The 15,437-nt window shown below is 72.7% G+C and carries 11 protein-coding genes; 9 read left to right on the forward strand and 2 right to left on the reverse strand.

Annotated elements, in window-relative coordinates; all coding sequences use genetic code 11:
• Window positions 1–356: 356 nt before the first annotated feature.
• The 6 genes from ACIQF6_RS32385 (at window position 357) to ACIQF6_RS32410 (ending at window position 7,268) form a co-directional block, all read left to right on the forward strand.
• Complete coding sequence (locus tag ACIQF6_RS32385) at window positions 357–2,507, forward strand: type IIA DNA topoisomerase subunit B (RefSeq protein WP_400901474.1); 2,151 nt, start codon at window positions 357–359, stop codon at window positions 2,505–2,507.
• A gap of 140 nt (window positions 2,508–2,647) precedes the next feature.
• Window positions 2,648–3,127, forward strand: coding sequence for a DUF1453 domain-containing protein (locus tag ACIQF6_RS32390; protein WP_400901476.1), 480 nt, complete (start codon window positions 2,648–2,650; stop codon window positions 3,125–3,127).
• A gap of 71 nt (window positions 3,128–3,198) precedes the next feature.
• Window positions 3,199–4,359, forward strand: coding sequence for a sensor histidine kinase (locus tag ACIQF6_RS32395; protein WP_400901478.1), 1,161 nt, complete (start codon window positions 3,199–3,201; stop codon window positions 4,357–4,359).
• An 11-nt stretch (window positions 4,360–4,370) separates the two neighbouring features.
• The gene (locus tag ACIQF6_RS32400) at window positions 4,371–5,126 is read left to right on the forward strand and encodes a response regulator (RefSeq protein WP_400901545.1); all 756 of its coding nucleotides are present in this window, start codon (window positions 4,371–4,373) and stop codon (window positions 5,124–5,126) included.
• A gap of 115 nt (window positions 5,127–5,241) precedes the next feature.
• Window positions 5,242–5,664 carry a DUF485 domain-containing protein gene (locus ACIQF6_RS32405; RefSeq protein WP_400901480.1) on the forward strand — a complete coding sequence of 141 codons (423 nt, stop codon included), beginning with the start codon at window positions 5,242–5,244 and terminating at the stop codon, window positions 5,662–5,664.
• On the forward strand, window positions 5,661–7,268 hold the full coding sequence (locus ACIQF6_RS32410; protein ID WP_400901482.1) for a cation acetate symporter: 1,608 nt from the start codon (window positions 5,661–5,663) through the stop codon (window positions 7,266–7,268). Before ACIQF6_RS32405 ends, ACIQF6_RS32410 begins: the two co-directional genes overlap by 4 nt.
• 51 nt (window positions 7,269–7,319) lie before the next feature.
• Here the strand turns inward: ACIQF6_RS32410 and ACIQF6_RS32415 are convergent, their stop codons facing one another.
• Window positions 7,320–8,225 (reverse strand): sucrase ferredoxin, encoded by a 906-nt coding sequence (locus ACIQF6_RS32415; RefSeq protein WP_400901484.1) that lies wholly within the window; start codon window positions 8,223–8,225, stop codon window positions 7,320–7,322.
• A 245-nt stretch (window positions 8,226–8,470) separates the two neighbouring features.
• Window positions 8,471–10,918, reverse strand: coding sequence for a DNA topoisomerase (ATP-hydrolyzing) subunit A (locus ACIQF6_RS32420; RefSeq protein ID WP_400901486.1), 2,448 nt, complete (start codon window positions 10,916–10,918; stop codon window positions 8,471–8,473).
• 230 nt (window positions 10,919–11,148) lie between these two features.
• Between ACIQF6_RS32420 and ACIQF6_RS32425 the strand changes: the two genes are divergently transcribed.
• The 3 genes from ACIQF6_RS32425 to ACIQF6_RS32435 all read left to right on the forward strand — a co-directional run bounded on the left by ACIQF6_RS32425 (window position 11,149) and on the right by ACIQF6_RS32435 (window position 15,435).
• Entirely contained in the window at window positions 11,149–12,483 is a 1,335-nt protein-coding gene (locus ACIQF6_RS32425) for a M16 family metallopeptidase (RefSeq protein WP_400901488.1), read from the forward strand.
• 29 nt (window positions 12,484–12,512) lie between these two features.
• Window positions 12,513–13,880, forward strand: a complete 1,368-nt coding sequence (locus ACIQF6_RS32430) for a M16 family metallopeptidase (protein ID WP_400901547.1) — start codon at window positions 12,513–12,515, stop codon at window positions 13,878–13,880.
• Between the two features lie 361 nt (window positions 13,881–14,241).
• Window positions 14,242–15,435, forward strand: coding sequence for an RtcB family protein (locus tag ACIQF6_RS32435; protein ID WP_400901490.1), 1,194 nt, complete (start codon window positions 14,242–14,244; stop codon window positions 15,433–15,435).
• Window positions 15,436–15,437: the final 2 nt, after the last annotated feature.

Genomic DNA, 15,437 nt, shown 5'->3' on the forward strand with positions numbered 1-15,437 from the left:
TGGCTTTTCTCTTTGAGGATTCTGCTGTCTCGTTGATGAGGACGTGCCCCGGGCACCGGTGGTTCATGCGTACCGATTCCGATGGTCCGCCAATCACCTCGAACGCCCGATCGGGCCGGGGTGCGAGGTCCGCGTAGCATAATCCTCCGCTGGGTTGGAGCATAAGCCCCGTCCCGGACCCCGTTTGACCGCATCACAGCAGCTCCGCCGCCCTCTCCGGCCGCCCAGGTCCACCAGGACCCGTGGTGTCGGCAGGAGATGGCAGGGTGGGGGCCGCGTCCGCGGTGGGAGTCGTGTTCGCGCAGCGCGTACAAGGCGCGCGGGCCTCGGCGGCCGAAGTCTCAGTTGCTGAGAGCATGCGGGGTGTCCGTCAACATCGTGGAGGAGTGCAGAGCGTGAGTGGAGAAAAGACCGTCCCGTCCTCTCTGGTGACCGGTGAGGGCGGGTCCGACTACACCGCGCGGCATCTGCTCGTCCTCGAGGGGCTGGAGGCGGTCCGCAAGCGGCCGGGCATGTACATCGGGTCGACCGACAGTCGCGGTCTGATGCACTGCCTGTGGGAGATCATCGACAACTCGGTGGACGAGGCCCTCGGCGGGTTCTGCGACCGGATCGACGTGCTGCTGCACCAGGACGGTTCGGTCGAGGTGCGGGACAACGGCCGCGGCATCCCGGTGGACGTGGAGCCCAAGACCGGGCTGTCCGGCGTCGAGGTGGTGATGACCAAGCTGCACGCGGGCGGCAAGTTCGGCGGCGGCTCGTACGCGGCCTCCGGCGGTCTGCACGGCGTCGGCGCCTCGGTGGTGAACGCGCTGTCCGCCCGGCTGGACGTCGAGGTGGACCGCTCCGGCACCACGCACGCGATCAGCTTCCGGCGCGGCACCCCCGGCGCGTTCGCCGAGGACGGCCCGGACGGGAAGTTCACGGCCGGCAGCGGGCTGACCAAGAAGGGCCGGTTCGCCAAGACCCGGACCGGCACCCGGATCCGCTACTGGGCGGACCGGCAGATCTTCCTCAAGGACGCCAAGCTCTCGCTGGAGTCGCTGCACGCCCGGGCCCGGCAGACCGCCTTCCTGGTGCCCGGCCTGACCATCGTGGTCCGTGACGAGCGGCTGACCGAGAGCGAGCAGGTCCAGGAGGAGACCTTCCGCTTCGACGGCGGCATCAGCGAGTTCTGCGAGTTCCTCGCCCCCGACCGCCCGGTCTCCGACGTGCTGCGGCTGCGCGGCGAGGGCACCTTCAAGGAGACCGTCCCGGTGCTCGACGAGCTCGGGCACATGACCCCCACCGAGGTCACCCGGGAACTCGGGGTGGACATCGCGCTGCGCTGGGGCGCCGGTTACGACAGCACGCTGCGCTCGTTCGTCAACATCATCGCCACCCCCAAGGGCGGCACCCACGTCAACGGCTTCGAGCGGCAGCTCGCCAAGACCGTCAACGAGGTGCTGCGCTCCAGCAAGCTGCTGCGGGTCGCCGAGGACGACATCACCAAGGACGACGCCCTGGAGGGCCTGACCGCGGTGGTCACCGTCCGGCTGGCCGAGCCGCAGTTCGAGGGGCAGACCAAGGAGGTGCTGGGCACCTCGGCGGCCAACCGGATCGTGGCCGCGGTGGTGGCCAAGGAGTTGAAGAACTTCCTCACCTCCGCGAAGAAGGACGAGAAGCTCCAGGCCCGGGCGGTGCTGGAGAAGGTCGTGGCCGCCGCCCGCACCCGGGTCGCCGCCCGGCAGCACAAGGAGGCGCAGCGCCGGAAGACCGCGCTGGAGACCTCCTCGCTGCCCGCCAAGCTGGCCGACTGCCGCAGCGACGACGTGGACCGCAGCGAACTGTTCATCGTGGAGGGCGACTCGGCGCTGGGCACCGCGAAGCTGGCCCGCAACTCCGAGTTCCAGGCGCTGCTGCCGATCCGCGGCAAGATCCTGAACGTCCAGAAGGCCTCGGTGAGCGACATGCTCAAGAACGCCGAGTGCGCGGCGATCATCCAGGTCATAGGAGCAGGCTCCGGCCGCACCTTCGACATCGACCAGGCCCGCTACGGCAAGGTCATCTTCATGGCCGACGCCGATGTCGACGGCTCGCACATCCGCACCCTGCTGCTGACGCTGTTCCACCGCTACATGCGGCCGATGGTCGAGCAGGGCCGGGTGTTCGCGGCCGTGCCGCCGCTGCACCGGATCGAGCTGACCAACCCCAAGCGCGGCCAGGAGAAGTACCACTACACCTACTCGGACGCCGAACTGCGGCGCACCCTGCTGGAGTTCCAGGGCAAGGGGCTGCGCTGGAAGGACCCGATCCAGCGCTACAAGGGCCTCGGCGAGATGGACGCCGACCAGCTGGCGGAGACCACCGTGGACCCGCGGCACCGGATCCTGCGCCGGATCAACCTGGGCGACCTGGAGTCCGCGGAGAAGACCTTCGACCTGCTGATGGGCAACGACGTCGCGCCGCGGCGGGAGTTCATCGTGGACTCGGCGGCCACCCTGGACCGCTCCCGGATCGACGCCTGAGCGAGCCGTTCGGAAGGGCTCTCCACCCACGGGTGGAGAGCCCTTCCAACTGCGGGTTCCACCCTCGCTCCGAGGAGTCGGCGGCGCGATCTCCGTAGCGTTCGGGGTGTCGAAAGAACCCCGTCCAGGAGGCACCCGAAATGACCGCCCTGTCCAACGTCCTGATCGCCGCCGTCGTGATCGTCCTGGTGGTGGGCCGGCAGCTGCGGGCCCGCCGACTGACCACCGAGCGCCGGTTCTGGCTGCTGCCGCTGATCCTCGCCGCGGTGGCGCTGCGCGACCCGGTGCTGATCGACCCGGCGCACAAGGGCACCGCCACCCTGATCCTGCTCGGCTCGATGCTCACCACCGTCGGCATGGGCTGCGCCTGGGGCTGGACGGTGCGGATCTGGCGCGAGGCGGACGGCTCGGTGTGGAGCAAGGGCACCGCCGCCACCGTGTTCGCCTGGGTCGGCGCGATCCTGATCCGGGTCGGCTGGTACGGCGTGGGCGCGGCGATGCACGTCCACCAGTCCACCGGTGTGCTGATGCTGTCGCTCGGCCTGCTGCTGCTGGTCCGCTCGGTGGCCGTGCAGTGGCGGGCCCACCAGCTGGGCGACAAGCACACCCTGGCCGCCTGACGACCCGTCGGAGAGCTGCCGCCGACCCCCACCGGGTGCCGGCGGCACCGGCATTGAGAGAGGATCGTCCGGTGAGCACCCTGGAGCGCTGGACCCGCTGGCCGGCCGGAGACGTCCCGATCCGGGAGCAGCACTCGCGGGCCCGGGTGGTGCTGTCGTTCGTCGGCCGGATCGGCCTGCTGTCGACGGTGGTCTTCGGCACCTTCGCCGAACAGCACTACGAGGGCTGGCGGCTGCTGCCCCCGGTCCTCTGGATCGCCGCCTCCGCGGGGCTGTTCACCGGCTGGTTCTTCGCCTGCCGGGCCAGGCAGCTGTGGCCGGCGCTGGCCTGCGCCACCGGGCTGCTGCTGGTGGCCGGGCTGGCCGAGGAGGGCGGCGCGCGGACCCTCGCCTCGATGGTCTGGTACGGCCTCGCGGTGCTCGCGGTGATCCGCCTGCCGCTGGCCGCCGGGCTGCTCACCGCCGCGGCCGCGCTGGCCAGTTACGGTCTGAGCTCGGGCGAGTCGCTGCTGGTGATGCTGGCCGTCGCGAGCGGCCTCGGGCTGCTCGGCTACCTGCTGCGGCTGGACAGCCAGGCCCGTTCCGCGCAGCGCGCGCTGATGGCCCAGGAGCGGGCCGCGCAGGCGGCGCGGGCGGAGTCCGCGGCGCTCGCCGAACGGGCCAGGATCGCCCGGGAGATCCACGACGTGCTGGCGCACAGCCTGTCCGCGCAGCTGGTGCACCTGGAGGCGGCCCGGCTGATGCTGGACGCCGGCGCCGGGCGGGCCGAGATCCGCGAACGGGTGGTCGCCGCCCGGCGGATGGCCCAGGACGGGCTGGCCGAGACCCGGCAGGCGCTGTCCGCGCTGCGCGGCGAGTTCGCCCCCGTCGCCGAGTTCGTGGCCGAGCTGGCCGCCCAGTCCGGGGCCGAGCTGACGGTGGACGGGGTGCCCCGGCCGGTGCCCGCGGAGGCCGGGCTGGCGGTGCGCCGCACCGCGCAGGAGGCGTTGACCAACGTCCGCAAGCACGCGCCGGGCGGCCGGGTCGCGGTCCGGCTCGACTACCTGGACGGCACGGTGGAGCTGACGGTGTGCAACACCGACGCCCCGCGCGGGGCGGACCCGATGCTGGGGGAGAGCGGGAGCGGGTACGGTCTGCTCGGGATGCGCGAACGCGCGGAGTTGCTCGGCGGCGAACTGCTGGCGGGCCCCGAGGAGGGAGGGTGGCGCGTGCTGCTGCGGGTGCCGGCGTGACGGGTTCGGAGATGACGGGCGGGCCGATCCGGGTGGTGGTCGCCGACGACCAGACCGTGGTCCGCGAGGGCATCGTGATGCTGCTCGGCCTGCTGCCGGGCATCACGGTGGTCGGTTCGGCGGCGGACGGCGAGGAGGCCCTGCGGCTGGTCGCCGAACACGCCCCCGACGTGGTGCTGATGGATCTACGGATGCCGCGCTGCGACGGGGTGGAGGCGACCCGCCGGGTCCGTGCCGAGCACCCGGGCACCGAGGTGGTGGTGCTCACCACGTACGCGGACGACGACTCGCTGTTCTCGGCGTTGCAGGCCGGGGCGCGCGGCTTCCTGACCAAGGACGCGGGCGCGGAGGAGATCGCGCGGGCGGTGGCGGACGTCCGCTCGGGCGCGGCGGGGCTCTCGCCGCAGGTCCAACTGCGGCTGCTGGAGCGGCTGTCGGGCGGCCCGGCGGGCTCCGCGCCGCCGAAGCCCGGCGCGGAGCCCGGGCCTGCGCCCGAGGCCGTCGCGCCGCCCGCCGCGCCGCCGGCGAGGGCGGAGGCCGGGCGGCCGGGCCGGGCGGCGCTGCCGGACGGGCTGACCCAGCGGGAGGCCGAGGTGCTGGCGCTGATCGCGTCCGGGCTGTCCAACGCGGAGATCGCCGAGCGGCTGTTCGTCAGCCCCGCGACGGTGAAAACCCATATCAACAACCTGTTCGCCAAGACGGCGGTCCGGGACCGTGCGCAAGCCGTCGCATACGCCTTCAAGCATGGAATTTCGGAAGGTTGGTAGGCGTACAGCCCTTTTGTTGTCTGGATAGAACGTTTCTCCACGGGTTTCGTTGTGTGGTTTGTGACACTCCATCATGGTTCGGTCGGAGTGACCGAAATGATGAGGTGTCGGCAAAGTGGCGCAGCAGGAGAGAGTCGACTGGTGGGTCGGGGCGCCCCCCCAGCCCCGGGTGGTGGCGCCGCGGCGCAGCGCGGAGGCGGACGCGGCGCCGCCGGAGGACCGGTTCGGGGGCGCGGTGTACCGGCGCGTTCAGGACAGCGAGGCCTTCCAGGAGATCCGGCGGGGGTACCGCTCGTTCGTGTTCCCGGCCTGCGCCGGGTTCCTGGCCTGGTACCTGCTGTTCGTGACGGCCGAGGCGTTCATGCCCGACCTGCTGGGCCGCCGGATCGCCGGGCCGCTGAACGTGGCCTGGGCACTCGGTCTCGGCCAGTTCGCCTCGACCTTCCTGCTCACCTGGCTCTACGCCCGTAATGCCCGCACCAAGCGCGATCGAGCCGCCCTCGAACTGCGCTGGGACACCCAGGACCAGCTGCGATGACTGCTCACCACCCCAATCACGGCCTTGCCGTCGCCCTGTTCGCCGTCGTCGTCGCGGTGACGCTGACCATCACGGTCTGGGTGGGTCGCCGCGGCCACGCTGCCGAGGACTTCTTCGCCGGAGGCCGGGACTTCTCCCCGCTGCAGAACGGCTTCGCGCTGTCCGGCGACTACCTGTCGGCCGCCTCCTTCCTCGGCGTGACCGGCCTGATCGCGCTGTACGGCTACGACGGCGTGCTCTACAGCATCGGCTTCCTGGTCGCCTGGCTGGTCGTGCTGATGCTGGTGTCCGAACTGGTCCGCAACGCGGGCCGGTACACGCTTGCCGACGTGCTGGCGCTGCGGATGCGCCAGCGGCCGGTGCGGGCCGCGGCCGGTCTGTCGTCCATGGTCGTCACGCTGATGTACCTGATCGCGCAGATGGTCGGCGCGGGCAGCCTGGTCGCCCTGCTGCTGGGCACCAACAGCGGGGCCGCCAAGGCGTGGACCATCATCGCGGTCGGCGCCCTGATGATCGTCTACGTGACGGTCGGCGGGATGCGCGCCACCACCTGGATCCAGATCGTCAAGGCGTTCCTGCTGGTGGGCGGCTCGGTGCTGCTCACGGTGCTGGTGGTGGCCCGCTTCCACGGAGACCTGGGCGCGCTGATGGAGACCGCCGCGCGGCGCAGCGGCGAGGGCGAGAAGTACCTCCGGCCGGGCCTGAACTACGGCTCCAGCGCGCTCGACCGGCTGGACTTCGTCAGCCTCGGCCTGGCGCTGGTGCTGGGCACCGGCGGGCTGCCGCACATCCTCAGCCGGTTCTACACGGTGCCGACCGCGCGGGCCGCCCGGCGCTCAACGATGTGGGCGATCGGCCTGATCGGCTCGTTCTACCTGATGGCGATCGTGCTCGGGCTCGGCGCGGGCGCGGTGGTCGGCGGGCACGACCTGCGGGTGTCGAACTCGGCGGGCAACACGGCGGTGCCGCTGCTCGCCCTGGACCTCGGCGGCGGCGACGGCTCCACCTGGGGCCTGCTGCTGTTCGCGGTGATCTCGGCGATCGCGTTCGCCACCATCCTGGCGGTGGTCGCCGGACTCACCCTGGCCTCCTCCGCGGCCTTCGCCCACGACCTGTACGCCCGGGCCTGGCGGCGGGAGGGCGGCCGCCAGGTGTCCGAGCGCGAGGAGGTGGTCGCGGCCCGGGTCTCCGCCGTCGTGATCGGCGGGCTCGCGATCGTGCTCAGCCTGTACGCGCAGCAGCTGAACGTGGCCTTCCTGGTCGGCCTGGCGTTCGCGGTGGCCGCCTCGGCGAACCTGCCGACGCTGCTGTACTCGCTGTTCTGGAAGCGCTTCTCCACCCGCGGCGCGGTCTGGTCGGTGTACGGCGGGCTGGTTCCGGCGGTGGTGCTGGTGCTGTTCTCGCCGGTCGTCTCCGGGGCGAAGACCTCGGTGCTGCCGGGCATGGACTTCCACTGGTTCCCGCTGGAGAACCCCGGGCTGGTCTCCATCCCGCTCGGCTTCCTGGCCGGCTGGCTGGGCACCCTGCTGGACCGGGAGCCGGCCGACGAGGACGGCTACGCCGAGCTGGAGGTCCGCGCCCTGACCGGCGCCGGAGCCGCCTGACGGAGCGTCACGAACGGGCCCCGCACCGGGTGGTGCGGGGCCCGTTCCCGTTCATCCGGCAAGGGGTTCGAGGGCGGTGACGTCCATCCGGGACGGGGTGCCCGGGGCCTTGCCGCAGCTCTCCGGCCGGGGCGGCTCGCTCGCGGACTCCGCCACGGTCGCCCGCCAGCGGCGGCCGTCGGTGTGCGCCACCTCGACCGTCCAGCCGCCCCCGTCGGCGGCCTGACGCATCGTCAGCGCGTCGGCGGCGTCCTCCCCGGTCAGCTCGCGGACGGCCTGCTCGGCGGCCTGGGACGGGCGGGGCCAGTACGAGCGGCCGCGCGAGTGGGCGGGGGTGGTGGCGCCGGCGGCGGTGGCGGCCAGCACCTCCTTGGCGGACTCCGCGGTGAGCCGGCCGTACGCGTAGCCGTGCGGCAGCACCAGCATGGTGGGGGAGAAGCGGTGGCCGCCGAGGTGGGTGACCTCCCAGACCTCGCTGTGGCCGGCGGCCGCCAGATCGGCGGCCAGCGGGCGGCCGAGCAGTGCGCAGCAGCGGTCGCGCCGGCCGTTGGTGCACACCAGGGCGATCGGGCCGCCGACGTGCTCGGCGCCGAAACCGTCGTGGCGGCCCGCGCCGAGGGCGGCGAAGTCGAGGCCGAGCAGCGCGGCGGGGGAGTCCACGCGGGCCCGGCGCACCCACGGGTCGGCGGGCGCGGTGTGCGCGATCAGCACCTCGTGCCGGGCCGCGGTGTCGGTGTCGGCGTGCCGGCCGGGCCGGCGGATCAGCGCGATCCGGACGCCGGTGCCCTCGGCGGCCCGGTCCAGCGCGGCCCCGAGCTCGGGGCCGAGGTGGCTGGCGGTGAGCGCCTGGGCGCCCCACGGGCCGGGCTGTTCGAGCAGCAGCCAGGTGGTGGCGGTGGCCGCGGTGGCGGCCAGCGGCTCGGTCAGTTCGCGCGACAGCGTCGTACAGGTGCTCACCTGCCCCACCCTAGTGCGACCGCGATTTCCGGCCACTGAGGGCGGCCCGGGCGGCCGGGCGGCGGGTTCGGGGCGGTGGACGGCGGGGTGGGCGGGAGACGACAGCCGGAGGGCGGCAGGGCGGCAGGGCGGCAGGGCGGCGGCGCGGCGGGGCGGGCGACCGGCGGCAGAGGTCGCAGAACGGCGGGGACCCTCCCGGGAGGGTCCCCGCCGTTTCGAGTTGCCGACCTGCCGTCAGGCGGGCCTCACATCCGGCCGCCGACCGCCGCGATCGGGGCCGACACCGGGGTGCCGGAGCCGTCGCGGCGCGGGTCGCGCTCCGGGAGGGTGACGGGCTGGCCGGTGGCGGTGGTGCCCAGGGCGGGCAGCGGGCCGGCCCAGGCGAACGCCAGGCCGTCCTCGCCGCGCAGGAAGCGCTGGCAGCGGACGCCGCCGGTGGCCCGGCCCTTGCGCGGGTACTGGTCGAACGGGGTGAGCTTCCAGCTGGTCTGCTGCTCGCCGTCCAGGGTGCCGGAGGCGGCGGCCACCGAGAGCACCACCGCGTCCTCGGCCGGGTCGACGGCGGTGAAGGACAGCACCCGGGCGCCGTCGGCCAGCTTGATGCCGGCCATGCCGCCGGCCGGTCGGCCCTGCGGGCGGACCTGGCCCGCCGGGTAGCGCAGCAGCTGGGCGTCGGAGGTGAGGAAGACCAGGTCCTCCTCGCCGGTGCGCAGCTCGACCGCGCCGACCACGGTGTCGCCGTCCTTGAGCGCGATCACCTCGAACTCGTCCTTGTTGGCGGGCCATTCGGGCACCACCCGCTTGACCACGCCCTGCACGGTGCCGAGCGCCAGGCCCGGCGAGGACTCGTCCAGGGTGGTCAGTGCGAGCGCCTGCTCGCCCTCCTCCAGCCGGAGGAACTCGGAGACCGCGGCGCCGCCGGACAGCGCCGTGGTGCCCGGGGGCAGCGCCGGCAGGTCGATCACCGGCAGGCGCAGCACCCGGCCGGCCGTGGTGACCACGCCGACGTCGGCGCGCGCGGTGGCGGGGACGGCGGAGGCCAGCACGTCGTGCTTGGCGCGGGACGGCTCCTCGGTGACCGGCTCCAGGTCGAAGGTGCGGGCGAGCAGGCCGGTGGAGGACAGCAGCACCCGGCACGGGTCGTCGGCAACCTCCAGCGGCACCGCCAGCGCCGCCGACGGAACCGCCCCGGCCTCCAGCAGCACGGTGCGCCGCTCGGTGCCGAACTGCTTGGCCACCGCGCCGAGTTCGGAGGACACCACGGAACGCAGTTTCGTGTCGGACTCCAGGATCTCGGTCAGCTCGGCGATCTCCTTGAGCAGCTTGGCCTGCTCGGCCTCCAGCTCCACCCGGTCGAAGCGGGTGAGCCGGCGCAGCGGGGTGTCCAGGATGTACGCGGTCTGCGTCTCGGAGATGCCGAAGCGCGCCATCAGGCGCTCCTTGGCCTGCGCCGCGTCGTCGCTGCTGCGGATGAGCGCGATCACCTCGTCGATGTCGACCAGGGCGATCAGCAGGCCCTCGACCAGGTGCAGCCGGTCCTGGCGCTTGCGGCGGCGGAAGTCGCTGCGCCGCTTGACCACGGTGAAGCGGTGGTCGACGTAGACCTCCAGCAGCTCCTTCAGGCCCAGCGTCAGCGGCTGGCCGTCCACCAGCGCCACGTTGTTGATGCCGAAGGTCTCCTCCATCGGCGTCAGCTTGTACAGCTGCTCCAGCAGCGCCTCGGGGACGAAGCCGTTCTTCACCTCGATGACCAGGCGCAGGCCGTGCTCGCGGTCGGTGAGGTCCTTGACGTCGGCGATGCCCTGGAGCTTCTTCGCGTTGACCAGGTCCTTGATCTTCGCGATCACCTTCTCCGGACCGACCGTGTACGGCAGTTCGGTGACCACGATGCCCTTGCGGCGGGCGGTGACGTTCTCGATCGTGGTGGTGGCGCGGATCTTGAAGGTGCCGCGGCCGGACTCGTACGCGTCGCGGATGCCGGACAGGCCGACGATCCGGCCGCCGGTCGGCAGGTCCGGGCCCGGGACGAACCGCATCAGGGTTTCCAGGTCCGCGTTCGGGTGCTTGATCAGGTGCCGGGCGGCGGCGACCACTTCCGACAGGTTGTGCGGCGGCATGTTGGTGGCCATGCCGACCGCGATGCCGGTGGCGCCGTTGACCAGCAGGTTCGGGTACGCCGAGGGGAGCACCTGGGGCTCCTGCTCGGAGCCGTCGTAGTTCGGGCCGAAGTCGACGGTGTCCTCGTGGATCGACTCCACCATGGACATCGAGGCGGCGGTCAGCCGGGACTCGGTGTAGCGCATCGCGGCCGGCGGGTCGTCGTTGCCGAGCGAACCGAAGTTGCCGTGGCCGTCGATCAGCGGCAGCCGCATCGAGAACGGCTGCGCCATGCGCACCACGGCGTCGTAGATCGAGGCGTCGCCGTGCGGGTGGAGACGGCCCATCACCTCGCCGACCAGGCGGGCGCACTTGACGTGGCCGCGCTCCGGGCGCAGGCCCATCTCGTTGGCCTGGTACAGGATTCGACGGTGCACCGGCTTCAGGCCGTCGCGGGCGTCCGGCAGGGCCCGGGAGTAGATCACCGAGTAGGCGTACTCCAGGAACGAGCCCTGCATCTCGTCCACGACATCGACATCGAGGATGCGCTCCTCGAAGTCACCGGGCGGCGGGGTGGGCGAACTGCGGCGGGCCATCGCTGCGGGGCTCCCTTGCGGTACTGGGGTGGGCGGGCGTACGCGGGCGTGAACGCCCCCCATTGTGGACCCTCGGTGGGACACCGCCTGTCACCCGGGCCGCTTCCGCCGCTGGCGAACGCGTCGGCTGCCCGGACACCTGACGGCGGGTTCGGGCGTTGCACCACAATGGGGGACGTCACAAGCCCCCGGCCCGGACACTCCGGAACCGACGACGGGAAGGACCCCGCATGGCCAACCCCGGCCCCGCCAGCGGCCTCGCCATCACCGAACACCGCCTGGCCAACGGCCTGCGCGTCGTGCTCTCCGAGGACCACCTCACTCCGGTCACCGCCGTGTGCCTGTGGTACGACGTGGGCTCCCGGCACGAGGTGAAGGGCCGCACCGGACTCGCCCACCTCTTCGAGCACCTGATGTTCCAGGGCTCGGCGAGCGTCTCCAACAACGGGCACTTCGAACTGGTCCAGGGCGCCGGCGGGTCGCTCAACGGCACCACCAGCTTCGAGCGCACCAACTACTTCGAGACCATGCCCGCGCACCAGCTGGAGCTCGCGCTCTGGCTGGAGGCCGACCGGATGGGCTCGCTGCTGGCCGCCCTGGACGACACGTCCATGGAGAACCAGCGCGACGTGGTGAAGAACGAGCGCCGCCAGCGCTACGACAACGTGCCCTACGGCACCGCGTTCGAGAAGCTCACCGCGCTGTCGTTCCCCGGCGAGCACCCGTACCACCACACCCCGATCGGCTCGATGGCCGACCTGGACGCCGCCACGCTGGAGGACGCCCGGGCGTTCTTCCGCACCTACTACGCGCCCAACAACGCGGTGCTGTCGATCGTCGGCGACCTCGACCCCGAGCAGACCGTCGCCTGGGTGGAGAAGTACTTCGGCTCCATCCCCGGCCACGACGGCAAGCAGCCGCCGCGCGACGGCACGCTGCCCGACACCATCGGCGGCGAGGTCCGCGAGCTGGTCCGCGAGGACGTCCCGTCCCGCGCGCTGATGGCCGCCTACCGGCTGCCGCACGACGGCACCCGGCAGGCCGACGCCGCCGACCTGGCGCTGACCGTCCTCGGCAGCGGCGAGTCCTCCCGGCTGTACAACCGGCTGGTCCGCCGCGACCGCACCGCCGTCGCGGCCGGCTTCGGCCTGCTGCGGCTGTCCGGCGCGCCGTCGCTGGGCTGGCTGGACGTCAAGGCCGCCGCCGGCGCCACCCTGGAGCAGATCGAGACCGCCGTCGACGAGGAGCTCGCCCGGTTCGCCGCCGAGGGCCCCACCGCCGAGGAACTCGAGCGCGCCCAGGCCCAGATCGAACGCGAGTGGCTGGACCGGCTCACCACGGTGGCCGGCCGCGCCGACGAACTCTGCCGCTACGCCGTGCTGTTCGGAGACCCGAAGCTGGTGAACGAGGCACTGCCGAAGGTCCTCGACATCACCGCCGAGGAAGTCCGGGACGTGGCCGCGGCCCGGCTGCGCCCCGACAACCGGGCGGTGCTGGTGTACGAGCCGACCCCCGACGACAGCACCGACGACGACAGCTCCGAGAACGAGGAGGCGGCGGCGTGAGCGACACCCCCGCGCAGTACATCCCGGCGATGGACTTCCACCCGCAGCCGCAGCCCGGCACCCCCACCCCGTGGGCGTTCCCGGCACCCGAACGGCTCACCCTGGCCAACGGCCTGACGGTGCTGCACTGCCACCGCCCCGGCCAGCAGCTGGTCGCCGTCGACGTGGTGCTGGACGCGCCGCTGGCCGCCGAGCCGGAGGGCCTGGACGGCGTCGCCTCGATCCTGACCCGGGCGCTCTCCGAGGGCACCGACACGCTCACCGCCGAGGAGTTCGCGGGCGAGCTGGAGCGGGCCGGCGCCACCCTGGACAGCAACGTCGACCACCCGGCGCTGCGGGTCTCGCTGGAGGTCCCGGCCTCCCGGCTGGAGCGCGGCCTCACCCTGCTGAGCGACGCGCTGCGAGTCCCGGCGCTGCCCGAGGACGAGATCGAGCGGCTGGTCGCCAACCGCCTCGACGAGATCGTCCACGAGCAGGCCAACCCGTCCCGGCGGGCCGCCAAGGCGCTGTACGCCTCGCTGTTCGCCGACGCCGACCGGCTGTCCCGGCCGCGGGCCGGCTCCACCGACAGCGTCAAGCGGATCGACCGCGACGCGGTGAAGGCGTTCTACGACGCCCACCTGCGCCCGTCCACCGCCACCGCCGTGGTGGTCGGCGACCTCACCGGCATCGACCTGGTCGCGCTGCTGGAGTCCACCCTCGGCCGGTGGACCGGCGAGGCCTTGGAGCCGTCCGCGCACGGCCCGGTGGTCGCCGACGACACCGGCCGGGTGATCATCGTCGACCGGCCCGGCTCGGTGCAGACCCAGCTGCTGATCGGCCGGATCGGCCCGGACCGGCACGACCCGGAGTGGGCCGCGCAGGTCCTCGGCGTCTACTGCCTCGGCGGCACCCTCACCTCCCGGCTCGACCGGGTGCTGCGCGAGGAGAAGGGCTACACCTACGGCGTCCGGGCGTTCGCCCAGCCGCTGCGCTCCGCCGCCGACGGCTCCGGCCGCGGGCTGCTGGCGATCAGCGGCTCGGTGGACACCGAGTCCACCGCGCCCGCGCTGGAGGACACCTGGACCATCCTGCGCACGCTGGCCGCCGAGGGCCTCACCGACGCCGAGCGCGAGGAGGCCGTGCAGTTCCTGGTCGGCGTCGCGCCGCTGAAGTACGAGACGGCCGGGTCGGTCGCCGCCACCCTGGCCGACCAGGTCGAGCAGTACCTGCCCGACACCTACCAGGCCGAGTTCTACCGGCAGCTGGCCGAGCTCGACACCGCCGCGGCCACCCGCGCCGCGGTCGCCGCCTTCCCGCCGGACCGGCTGGTCACCGTGCTGGTCGGCGACGCCTCGGTGATCGCCGAGCCGGTCAAGGCGCTCGGCATCGGCGACGTCACGGTCATCGCCAACTGACGCCTGCCCCGCAGGGCCCGACGGACAGTCAGCTCCGTCGGGCCCTCGGCGTTTTAATCCCTTGCGCGGCTGCGGCCGGGCGTGGGTAGATGGTCCCGGCCGGGCGAGAGGCGCGCGGTCACGACGACGGCGGAAGGAGGCGGTCACCATGCGGGTCGAGCCACGACGCTCCCCGAGGCTGCCCTTCTGTTCCTCGTATCGCACTGCCTGAGCAGTCGCCGCGCAGCACCGCCTGCCACCGGCAGCACCGTCTGCCGCCCGCGGTCCCGTTCCGTCGGGCCGCCCCCGATCTTCCCCGCCGCCGCACCGGGCGTCTTCGTGCGGCACCCTTGAACTCAGCGACCCAGGAGGTCGAACCACCATGTCGTACACCGAGATTCCCGGCGTCCGGGTGCCGATCCGGATGTGGACCGACCCGGCCACCGTCGAGGGCCAGGCCCTGCAGCAGCTGCGCAACATCAGCACCCTGCCGTGGCTGCACGGCCTCGCCGTGATGCCGGACGTCCACCTGGGGAAGGGCGCCACGGTCGGTTCCGTCATCGCCATGAGGGGCGCGGTCTGCCCGGCCGCGGTCGGCGTCGACATCGGCTGCGGGATGACGGCCGTCAAGTCCTCGCTGACCGCGAAGGACCTGCCGGACGACCTCTCGCACCTGCGCCGCCGGATCGAGCAGGCCATCCCGGTCGGCCGCGGCCTGCACAAGGACCCGGTCGACCCGGGCAAGCTGCACGGGCAGTCCACCGCCGGGTGGAACGACTTCTGGCAGCGCTTCGACGGCATCGCGTCCGACGTGCGTTGGCGGCGTGAGCGGGCCGCCCAGCAGATGGCCACCCTCGGCAGCGGCAACCACTTCATCGAGCTCTGCCTGGACGACGACGGCGCGGTCTGGCTGATGCTGCACTCCGGCTCGCGAAACATCGGCAAGGAGCTCGCCGAGCACCACATGACGATCGCCCGCTCGCTGCCGCACAACCAGGGCCTGATCGACCGCGACCTCGCGGTCTTCATCGCCGACACCCCGCAGATGGCCGCCTACCGCTCCGACCTGTTCTGGGCGCAGGAGTACGCCAAGCACAACCGGGCGCTGATGATGGCCCTGTTCCAGGACGTGGTCCGCCGCGAACTGCCCAAGGCCCGGGCCACCTTCGGCGAGATGATCTCCTGCCACCACAACTACGTCGCCGAGGAGCGCTACGACGGCGTCGACCTGCTGGTCACCCGCAAGGGCGCGATCCGGGCCGGCTCCGGCGAGTACGGCATCATCCCCGGCTCGATGGGCACCGGCTCGTACATCGTGAAGGGCCTCGGCAACGCCGCCTCGTTCAACTCGGCCTCGCACGGCGCCGGCCGCAGGATGAGCCGGACGGCCGCGAAGAAGCGCTTTACCGCGCAGGACCTCGCCGAGCAGACCGCGGGCGTCGAGTGCCGGAAGGACGGCGGCGTGGTCGACGAGATCCCGGGCGCGTACAAGCCGATCGAGAAGGTCATCGCCCAGCAGAAGGACCTGGTCGAGGTGGTCGCGCACCTCAAGCAGGTGATCTGCGTCAAGGGCTGACG

The sequence above is a fragment of the Kitasatospora sp. NPDC092948 genome (assembly GCF_044754805.1).
In the GTDB taxonomy this organism is placed as follows: Bacteria; Actinomycetota; Actinomycetes; order Streptomycetales; family Streptomycetaceae; genus Kitasatospora.